Annotated in this window: 2 protein-coding genes; both read right to left on the bottom strand. The window is 34.1% G+C overall.

Annotation, left to right across the window (positions count from 1 at the left end; genetic code table 11):
- Positions 1-103 precede the first annotated feature (103 nt).
- A complete protein-coding gene (locus tag BN1124_RS20935; RefSeq protein ID WP_082041575.1) occupies positions 104-2,665 on the bottom strand; it encodes an AAA-like domain-containing protein in 2,562 nt (853 codons plus the stop codon).
- Positions 2,666-4,202 (bottom strand): alpha/beta hydrolase (locus BN1124_RS21310; protein WP_197066206.1); only part of this gene is annotated, 1,537 nt, incomplete at its 5' end.

The following is a 4,202-nucleotide window of genomic DNA, read 5'->3' as shown; positions in this document are numbered from 1 at the left end:
CAGTCTCAGTCTCAGTCTTATATTATATCTAGACTATAGTGGGATTTTGGCGTAGAGGATCACCGGCATATAACCGGCGATCCAATGGAAATATTAAAAATACTTACTGTACGATCTCGCACCGCTTGTTTAGAATATCATCTTGGAAATGTTTAAACTTACCGTTTTTTATTTCTCCATTTTTATATATAACATTCACAACCTCGTTCCTACCAAACTTAACTGCACACTTTATAGTGGTAATTGGATTCGCTCTTCTATACAGAATAGTAGAGTTAACCTTTATTTTCTGGATTAGCTCTTGTGTGTAGTACGCTTTAAGATAGTCATCTTCATCAACGAGAGATAGCAAGAATGTTATCTTATCGTATAGTTTGCTTTGTTCCACTTCATTAGAAACAATCATTCTAAGATAATAAATATATAACAGTTTCACATGCTCTTTTTCATTGAGATTTTTTGTGTTGTTTATAAGTTGAGTAGAGTAGGTCAAAGCTTTAGCTATTTCTTCATTGTTAATGCATTCTACTATTCGATATTGAAAATTTAAGATATCAATGTAATCCGGTCTCCCTTCAACATAGTTCTGAAAGCCCGTGAAAAATATATCGCTCGCATCCTTATTATCTGGAGATAAAGACAATAGAATTTTTGCAGCCTCGAAGGTTACTTGAGGTGGGATGTATGCTCTACCTTTTTCGAGAAGATATTCACAAAGCCCCTTCTTATTATCAAGATTGTTGCATGATATAACATAGCCAATAATTATCCTTGCAAATACACCATCACTTTCTTCATTGAGAGTTTCATTTTCTATGAAAGAGTCAAAAACAGATAACAGAGTATCTTTGTGTTCATTGTCTAAAGAATAGGATATAAATTCAAAAAGTGTCTTTACATTAAATGTTTTAGATGGATTCTCATGGAGTAGCGTTTTACTGTCAGGATTATTTATAAGAAGAGTTGAGATGTTCTCATAAATCTCCTTTGATTTATTCTTTGCTATTGCATGCAAATATGGTTTTACTTTTTCTAATCCATTAGCATTTTCAACAGAAAGTAGATAATAGTCGAGAGATTTTTCAGTGTCAGTTTCAAAGTCACCAGCAAATAGGTAGGCGTTGGAAATGATCCCATCTGACTTAATTAGATTTTGGTTTTCAATAATTCTACCTAAGATTTCTAATAAATCCTCTTTGGATAAATAACCTTCTAAGATAGATACTTGTTGACTGGCTGCTGATACAATATTTATTGATGAAAGCCAGTGATATTCATCTGTATAATCAGTTTCAAGCCTAACTTCGTTTAGTGTTTTAATTGCTGATATAACGTCCCTATCCAGTATTAGCTGGCATAAACCTTTTAAGTACAGCGCTTCGATGTATGCAGCCTTATAGTTTTTCTTATCGAGTACCAAGGTGTCAAAATATGTATAAGCATTCTCATAATCCATAACATAGAAGTAACAACATGCCAATCTGTAAATAACTAGCTGCTTGTCTATAGGATCAAGCTTATCACTCCTTAGGAGGTGGGAGTATTGTTCAATTGCATCTTTAAACCGACTGTCTCTAAAGGCATTATCTGCATTACTTTGTGAATAAGACTCTCGGGATGTGATGGATTCAATCCAATCTTCATCTAGACTTTTTTCGATGACCTTATTTTTGATCTTAATCAAACCCTCTGAAAATTTTGAATCTAATATTCCTGCAAGGTACAGCTTAGACTTAACTTCATCACTTATCGCATCACCTTTTCCATAGAGTATTGAAATTATACCTTCTCGTAGTTCTTGGCTGGATTCAACAAGTGACCGAATATGGTCGACTGGTGGCACATCGAAATTAGTGAGATATGTTCTCTCCACAATGGAGTCAACATGCTCTGATGTTGGTGTTTTGCCATCAGCTAAAATATCCTCAACTTCGGAACATATATCCCAAGTCATTCTAGGATTTCCATTTGTCCAATAGAATATTCTTTCAATTGTGCTACTTGGTATATCAATTTTTGTTTTTCTTATAAAATCAAGAAATTCACCATAATCAAAATCACCAAGTACAATTCGTTGACCAATATTAAAAGGGGATATTGACTTGTCCTTAATTATTTCACTCGGTTCAGCAACGCCAGATAAAACATACGTAAGTCGCTCTAAACAGCTAAAGTTAACTCTTTCAAAGTAAACGCTTCTTATTTGTGCGAATATCTTATCAGAATAGTCAGCAGCAGTGAGGGAGTCTATTTCATCGAGTATTATTATTAATTTTCCAGCTATGTTTTCAAGTATCAATCTGAGTTCAGCGCTGTGTTCCGTATATGCCGGTATTCTTCTGGTTTCCCGTTCGCTATGTATTTTGTCAATGAGGTGGCCGAGTTTTTCCTCATTTGTGGACAGTATGGTATCAATGATATTCCTGAAGCATAATCGGTCAGTATCATATCTATTGGAAAGATCAATATATACAATTACATTGTTTCCTTTTGAGTATTTTCGTTTGGCATTGATCAATAGGTTGGTTTTACCCATTTGCCTAGCAACAAGAATATAACCAGGCCTTCCCATGTCAGACATTATCTGTGCAAGTTGTTTATCTGCTTTTCTCTCAACGTATAGTTCTGCCGGGATAATTGTTCTTGGCCATAAAATTTTTGTCACTTATGAAGCCCTCTCAATGGAGTTATCGAATATGTAATTTTGATAGTATATTTTCATTGCTCTGGGAGAGCCATTGAATGTGGTGTAGAGAGTTGAGTGATTTAATATCGTAAATCCAAGATGATTCTCAATTATATGAGAAAGTTGTGAAAGTTCATGAATGCTCCAACTTTCAACACTTAGTATTTTAATCTTTTCAGAATTTTTTTCGAATTCAGTTCCACACATATCAGGAGGTTCAAATATTGAGGATAGAATGATGTTGCAATATTTATTGTGTGAACCCAACGATGATATTATTGAAAAAATACTCTCAGAGAAGTCAACAAACTGTTCTTTATTTTTTATTGGGATCTCTTCAATGAAAATAACTGAATAACCATCATCCTTTAGAAGTCGTATTTTATCAGAAATTAGTTTTAAAGTATGTGATCTACTGATTGTAGATATAGGCTCGTAGTTATTTAACTCGTTTAATAGATCAATTAGCATCTGGCTAGTGCTTTCATTAACTGAGCGCGCCATAGAAATAAATTTATAGTTGATGTTTTTTCTGGATAACATCCTTTGGATAGAAACAGTTTTCCCAACACCACTCTTACCACAAACCCAAATACTATATCGTTCAAATGTCTGCTCTATTTGAAAATCAATATCTCTTAAATAATAATATGGTTCATGTTGGGGAGCGTATCTTATAAATAATGGATCTGGTGATTCAGTGGCTAAAATGGCAGCACCATTAACTTCATTTATAATTTTGGTTAATATGAAATTATCTGCAATAAATTTGTATAGTTCTTTATGAATGACATCTTGACTACATGACGGCTTGCATATTGTTGAGTGATCAGAATTAGGTATCATTACTCCGCTGCCAAAATAACGCCTAGCAGATTCTTTATCAACAATTTTTCTATTAGAAAAGGCAACTGCACTCCCTGTTTGTTTATTGTTTTCGTATAGTTCCTTTCCGCAAACGTTAATTTCCTTCCCTTCAATAAAGTCTCTGAAATTATTATCTAATTCTTTTAGATATGGACTCTCATGGTAAAGCTCTTTAATAAGAGAGTTTCTGAGGATATTCGCTACTAATTTTGTTATGAAATTATATTTTGATCCTAAGGAAGGGGATGCAATTAGAAAAAAGCCAATTTTTTTATTTTTGAAAATGGTTCTGTTTTTTTCCACGATCGCTCTTGATATCACGCCTCCCGCGCTATGCGCTATAAAAATAATGTTCGGATAATCAAGTGGGGGGCGTCTCAATTGATAATCTACGCTGGCTATATCTGTTAAGACTTGCTTTGCGCACTCTGAAAAATCAAAATCTCCGGAATCAATATTAGTAAAATATTCGGCCAAATAAATTGACAAATTACTTAGCCTTGGGTCGTTTGCTACAATATTGGGCCAATAATTACCTTCTTTATCCCTCCAGCATTTATCACAGTTAGACATTAATCCATGAATAAAAATAGCGACGGTGTTACTAGGTATTAATTTATACCACCCTGGCTCTTGCTGCTCTTGCTGC

The sequence above is a fragment of the Aeromonas eucrenophila genome (assembly GCF_000819865.1).
In the GTDB taxonomy this organism is placed as follows: domain Bacteria; phylum Pseudomonadota; class Gammaproteobacteria; order Enterobacterales; family Aeromonadaceae; genus Aeromonas; species Aeromonas eucrenophila.
This window is presented reverse-complemented; position numbering and strand designations above follow the sequence as displayed.